Genomic DNA, 5,628 nt, shown 5'->3' on the forward strand with positions numbered 1-5,628 from the left:
TGCGTTAACGCACTATTGATCACCTGTTGGTTATCATAGTTAATCGACGTCACGTTCTCGGTATCCAGAGCAATCACCACCGCTTTGTGTTCCCAAGCTTCGATTGCAGGAATATCACAGTCAGTAAAGCCAAACACAATGATGCCATCTACATTGCGGCGCTTGAGAACCTGAAGGTGCTCATTGGCTTTTTCTCTATCTAGCTGGCTTTCCATGATCACCACATCATAATCCGCTCGATACAACTCGGCCAGCATCGTACTTACCGCTTTGTTTTCAGAAGGAGAGTCCAGACGAGAGATGATGACACCGATGACTTTTTGACTGCCACCACGCATCGACTGCGCAGACTTCGAAGGCGTGTACCCAGATTCTTGAATTACTCTTTCCACCCTTTCACGGGTTTCAGGTTTTACTTTGGGATCATTGGTCAGAACGCGAGATACGGTAGACTTACCAACACCGGACAGCTTAGCAATATCGAGAATAGTGAGTTTTTTGCTCATAAAAAGTCTGACGTTAAAGGGAAGAGAAAGAAAAAGTGAGGGCGAACTCCCTCACTTAACTGTTTGTAAATCCTAGTAGATAACTATGACCTACTTTCGGCAGTTTTTATAGACGACACGACCAAATTCTAGACGTGCGTTGTCACCTTTAGTGCGTAAAGTGACGCTATTGATCAGTTCAGAGGTTCCATCATCTAAGATGTACTTCGTTCCTGAACCTGCCGCTATTTGAGTTAGGCGATATTCATTCTCTGGCAAACGTAATACCGCTTTTTCATTACCAAGGTAAGCGACCTTAAATGAAGCGTCAGACTCACATTGATAAGTCACGAATTGATCGTCCGAGACTGCACCATCAAGCGCCGCGGATTTAGAACACCCGACTAACGCTACCGTACATAGAGATGCTGCCAACAATGCTTTCATACTGCGTTCCTCATCTTTATATAGTTAACGGCGCTGATATCTTATTGATAGGTTAGCACCCCAGTTGACTGGTTAGAACCCACGTAATAAGTAAGCCTGTTAACGGTAGGAAAATGTATCAGCCTTTCAGGAAAGCTGGTACATCTTTAATGCTATCTAGCACGACACTGGCAAGTGCCTCACCCTTTTCAGTCACGGGTTTACCGGTTCTCACCAATACTCTGGTACCAACACCAGCGGCTTCTGCGGCCATCATGTCTTCAGCTTTATCGCCAATCATGACAGAGTTAGCCATATCAATTTTGAGAAAGTCACGCGCAGAAATGAACATACCAGGTTTAGGCTTACGACATTCACAATCTTGCTTGTAGTCGCCAATGCCGTGTTCAGGGTGATGAGGACAGTAATAGATACCATCTAACTCAACGCCATTATCGACAAAGTTCCAATCCATCCACTGCGTCAAAGAAAGAAAACGATCTTCGCTAAACTTGCCACGAGCAATACCAGATTGGTTGGTCACAAGTACCAATAAATAGCCCATATCTTTAAACGCTTTTGCCGCTTCAAACACACCATCGATGTATTCAAAGTCATGCTCATCATGTACGTAGCCATGATCAACGTTAATCACACCATCACGATCTATAAAAACAGCAGGTTTAGACAAAATTTAGTTCTCTATCAACTCTCTATTAATCATTAATTATTACACGCTTTATTTGCTTCATCACTATCTATTTAGTTTTGCGTTCGTTAACGATTTGTTTCTACCTTAGCAACACAATCGACGTTTAGCCGTCTAGACGTAAAAATATCTATTGACTTAGATCATAGAACACCATAGCATCGTCTGTAAATCGAGCGAGCTATCGACATATTATTCTGTTCCACCTGCACGGGTTTCTCTATGATTAAAGTGAATCAAGTCAATAAGGTTTTTTATCAAGGCACTAAAGAAATCAATGCCTTAATTGATATCAACCTCCACATACCTCAAGGTCAAATCTTTGGAGTCATCGGCTCTTCAGGTGCAGGCAAAAGTACCCTTATCCGTTGTGTAAACATGTTGGAAGCTCCAACATCAGGTGAAGTGATTGTTGACGGTATCGACCTGACAAAACTCAGCAAATCAGAACTTAGCGAAGCACGCCGTAACATCGGCATGATATTCCAACACTTCAATCTGCTGTCTTCTCGTACTGTATTTAACAATGTAGCACTGCCTTTAGAGCTTGCTGGTAAAGATAAAGCTGCGATTGAAGCGAAAGTGAGTGAACTACTTGAGCTTGTCGGCCTATCGGATAAGCGTGATACCTACCCTGCGAACTTAAGTGGTGGTCAAAAGCAGCGTGTCGCGATTGCTCGTGCGCTAGCTTCAGACCCGAAAGTACTACTGTGTGATGAAGCGACCAGTGCTCTGGATCCAGCAACGACTCAATCTATTCTTGAGCTGCTACGTGAAATCAACCGCAAGCTACACATCACGATCCTACTTATTACGCACGAGATGGACGTAGTTAAGAGCATTTGTCACGAAGTCGCAATCATTGGCGGTGGCGAGCTAGTAGAGAAAGGTACAGTTGGCGACATATTCGCACACCCTAAGACAGAGCTAGCACATCAGTTTATTCGCTCAACGCTAGACCTATCTATCCCTGAAGATTATCAAGCGCGTTTTCAAGAAACTCGTGTTAACAGTAGCTACCCATTAGTACGTCTTGAGTTTACTGGTGCAACGGTTGATGCTCCGCTGATGACGCAAATTGCTCGTAAATTCAATATCGATGTCAGCATCTTAAGCTCTGACCTCGATTACGCCGGCGGCGTGAAGTTCGGCATGATGGTCGCTGAGCTGTTCGGTAACGAAGCCGATGATAATGCTGCTATCCAATTCCTACGCGACAACAATGTAAAAGTAGAGGTGCTTGGTTATGTCCTTTAGTTTCAACGAGATTGCTGACTGGATCAGCCTTAACGGCAACCTTCTATTGGAAGCAACAGGCGAGACACTTTACATGGTTGCTGTTGCTGGCATCGTTGGTTTCGCTGTCGGTATTCCATTAGGCGTTATTCTACACACGACTAAAAAAGGTGGCCTGTTAGAGAACACCAAGCTAAACAAAATTCTTGGTGCGGTTGTGAACGTGGGCCGTTCTGTGCCTTTCTTAGTATTGATGGTAGCGATCATCCCTCTCACTAAGATGCTGATTGGTACCTTCATCGGAACAACCGCAGCGATTGTTCCGCTGACGATTGGTGCTATCCCATTCGTAGCTCGACTTATCGAGAGTGCACTACTTGAAGTACCAACAGGTCTAGTGGAAGCAGCTCAGTCAATGGGCGCAACACCCACACAAATCATCAATAAGGTTCTGCTTCCTGAAGCACTGCCGACTATCATCAACTCAGTGACGATTACGCTAGTGACTCTTGTGAGTTACTCGGCAATGGCTGGAACTGTGGGTGGTGGTGGCCTAGGTGATGTCGCGATTCGTTACGGATTTCACCGCTACGATGTGACCATTATGGCAGTAACAGTCGTCATGTTGATTGTGCTAGTACAAATTATTCAATCAATCGGTGATTCATTAGTTCGCCGCGTTGACCACAGATAACGACTTACAGACCAAAATCAAAGTCGTCTGAACCAAATTAAATAGATTTATTAAAAGGAGATTATTATGAAATTTAACCTTAAAGGTTTACTTACTATTGCAGCAGCAGCTTCAGCGCTAGTACTAGCAGGTTGTGGTGATAAAGAAGTCGATACTTCTAAGATCAAAGTTGGCGTAATGGCAGGTGCAGAAGCACAAGTTGCTGAAGTAGCAGCTAAAGTCGCGAAAGAGCAATACGGCCTGGATGTTGAACTGGTCACTTTTACGGATTATGTAACACCTAACGCAGCGCTAGATGATGGTTCTATCGACATCAATGCATTCCAACACACGCCGTACCTAGATCAGCAAGTTGCTGACCGTGGTTACAAGCTAACGGTCGCAGGTAACACTTTTGTTTACCCTATTGCAGGTTACTCTAAAGAAGTTAAATCGGTAGACGAAATCCAAGATGGTGCTCGTATCGCTGTACCAAACGACCCAACAAACCTAGGTCGTTCTCTACTGCTTCTTGAGCAGCAAGGTTTACTTGAACTTCGTGAAGGTGCAGGTCTTCTAGCTACCGTTCGTGACATCGTTGGTAACCCTAAGAACCTAACGATTGTTGAACTAGACGCAGCTCAACTGCCACGTTCTCTTGATGATGTAACTTTATCTATCATCAACACTACTTACGCGAGCTCTATCAACCTGACTCCACAAAAAGATGGCGTATTCGTTGAAGACAAAGATTCTCCATACGTGAACCTAATCGTTTCTCGTGAAGACAACCTAAATGCAGAAAACGTACAAAACTTCGTTAAAGCATATCAAACTGAAGAAGTGTACAACGCAGCTTCTGACATCTTCCAAGGTGGCGTAGTTAAAGGTTGGTAAATTAAGGCTGATAATTAACGTGTAATACAAAAAAAGCTGATACCTTCTGTATCAGCTTTTTTTTAACTTATTCTTCTATCATCGCCTGTAGTATGGGTTTTATTGAAAGAGCTGTTTCTACATGATCAGTATCTTTTATTATGACCTTAGCACCATGCTCTCTGAGAAATGAGGTTTCAGCCTCCGTCAATGCCCCAACTTGCTCATCCGACGCTGCGTAAACATATGTAACATTTCTCATATCGAGACCTTTTAGGGTCTCAGAATAACGATTGTATGCTAACCCTGCAGATAGTTTAGCCATGTTGATATCGGTGTAAAGACCATCCCCCCCCATTCCCGCTTCCTGCGCTGAAAAGTCGACTATAGTATTGTTATCTTCAAACCCCACCATGCGTCCACCTGCAAACTCAGTCCATACTTCACTTGGCATATCTAACCGTCCGACCATCAAGAGATAACCATCAGCAACATTACCTTGAGTTGCTAGCGACTCTTGAACCATAAACGCACCAAATGAAGCACCTACGACATAAACACGCTTGCCGCTATCTTTAAATTTGTTAATGGTTTCCGATAACCACAAAACACTTTGCTTATCCGCTTCTTTAGCGTCCTCGAATGTGATTTCTCTAGATTCAAAATCACTACCAGGCTTAGTTTGAGTTTGATGGACGTTCAATAGCATATAACGACCCAAATCTAACCAAGAAAACATTTCTCGAAGGAAGTTTCGTTCTAAATCAGGGAAAGCACCACCCTGTGCGTTAATGATAACCACCTCTGAACTCTCGTTACCATACGACTCAAAATTTTCCGAATCCAAATTAATCTGTTCCCACTTTGAAAAAGAACAACCAAAGAGCAAAACCACAGATAACGATAAAAAAATATTGAATATTTTAATTTTGTTCATAAAAATAAGCTCTCAAAGTTTTAGCATTAAAAATTACCCTATAACAATAAACTCATGTTCCATTTAAATGGTTCTAAAGTTCATAGGCCCAACTCATAAAAAATGAACGATGTCTATTTAAGATGATCCCAAGAAATGTTGGATACCAGATGGCAATCATCACACTTGAAATAGAAAATATCGTGGATTGGCGCATCTAACAGCCATTCACCACCACATTGTGGGCATTTGCGCTCTTTTTCATCTTTCAGGCTGATCCCACCGACACGATATAAGTAGTAGTAAG

Annotated in this window: 8 protein-coding genes; 3 read left to right on the plus strand and 5 right to left on the minus strand. The window is 42.9% G+C overall.

All coding sequences use genetic code 11. The features are described 5' to 3' along the window. From AB4496_RS24160 to gmhB, 3 genes are all read right to left on the minus strand, one after another. The coding region (locus AB4496_RS24160; RefSeq protein ID WP_372132313.1) for a LacI family DNA-binding transcriptional regulator at positions 1–506 on the minus strand (506 nt) is incomplete at its 3' end. A gap of 90 nt (positions 507–596) precedes the next feature. Then, positions 597–932: an MliC family protein gene (locus AB4496_RS24165; RefSeq protein ID WP_009847446.1), complete on the minus strand. Its 336-nt coding sequence runs from the start codon at positions 930–932 to the stop codon at positions 597–599. Between the two features lie 118 nt (positions 933–1,050). Continuing rightward, positions 1,051–1,602, minus strand: coding sequence for a D-glycero-beta-D-manno-heptose 1,7-bisphosphate 7-phosphatase (gene gmhB, locus AB4496_RS24170; RefSeq protein ID WP_009847447.1), 552 nt, complete (start codon positions 1,600–1,602; stop codon positions 1,051–1,053). Positions 1,603–1,842: 240 nt separating this feature from the next. Between gmhB and metN the strand changes: the two genes are divergently transcribed. From metN to AB4496_RS24185, 3 genes are all read left to right on the plus strand, one after another. Further along, positions 1,843–2,877 (plus strand): methionine ABC transporter ATP-binding protein MetN, encoded by a 1,035-nt coding sequence (gene metN / locus AB4496_RS24175; protein ID WP_009847448.1) that lies wholly within the window; start codon positions 1,843–1,845, stop codon positions 2,875–2,877. Continuing rightward, on the plus strand, positions 2,867–3,550 hold the full coding sequence (locus tag AB4496_RS24180) for a methionine ABC transporter permease (protein WP_009847449.1): 684 nt from the start codon (positions 2,867–2,869) through the stop codon (positions 3,548–3,550). The genes metN and AB4496_RS24180 overlap by 11 nt, the downstream gene beginning before the upstream one ends. A 66-nt stretch (positions 3,551–3,616) precedes the next feature. After that, positions 3,617–4,426 carry a MetQ/NlpA family lipoprotein gene (locus AB4496_RS24185; protein ID WP_009847450.1) on the plus strand — a complete coding sequence of 270 codons (810 nt, stop codon included), beginning with the start codon at positions 3,617–3,619 and terminating at the stop codon, positions 4,424–4,426. Positions 4,427–4,493: 67 nt separating this feature from the next. On the opposite strand, the gene AB4496_RS24190 is transcribed toward AB4496_RS24185, so the two are convergent. Together AB4496_RS24190 and AB4496_RS24195 are read right to left on the minus strand one after the other, a co-directional pair. Beyond that, on the minus strand, positions 4,494–5,342 hold the full coding sequence (locus AB4496_RS24190; protein ID WP_012604629.1) for a hypothetical protein: 849 nt from the start codon (positions 5,340–5,342) through the stop codon (positions 4,494–4,496). A 113-nt stretch (positions 5,343–5,455) separates the two neighbouring features. Continuing rightward, on the minus strand, positions 5,456–5,628 hold a 173-nt coding region (locus tag AB4496_RS24195), incomplete at its 5' end, for a DUF2310 family Zn-ribbon-containing protein (protein ID WP_372132316.1).

The organism is Vibrio sp. 10N.222.46.A1, from assembly GCF_041473595.1.
GTDB classification, from domain to species: domain Bacteria; phylum Pseudomonadota; class Gammaproteobacteria; order Enterobacterales; family Vibrionaceae; genus Vibrio; species Vibrio tasmaniensis_A.

Coding starts and splice junctions, on each gene's coding strand:
- AB4496_RS24185 (WP_009847450.1), top strand. CDS start 3,617: ATGAAATTTAACCTTAAAGGTTTACTTACTATTGCAGCAGCAGCTTCA.
- AB4496_RS24180 (WP_009847449.1), top strand. CDS start 2,867: ATGTCCTTTAGTTTCAACGAGATTGCTGACTGGATCAGCCTTAACGGC.
- metN (WP_009847448.1), top strand. CDS start 1,843: ATGATTAAAGTGAATCAAGTCAATAAGGTTTTTTATCAAGGCACTAAA.
- AB4496_RS24190 (WP_012604629.1), bottom strand. CDS start 5,342: ATGAACAAAATTAAAATATTCAATATTTTTTTATCGTTATCTGTGGTT.
- AB4496_RS24165 (WP_009847446.1), bottom strand. CDS start 932: ATGAAAGCATTGTTGGCAGCATCTCTATGTACGGTAGCGTTAGTCGGG.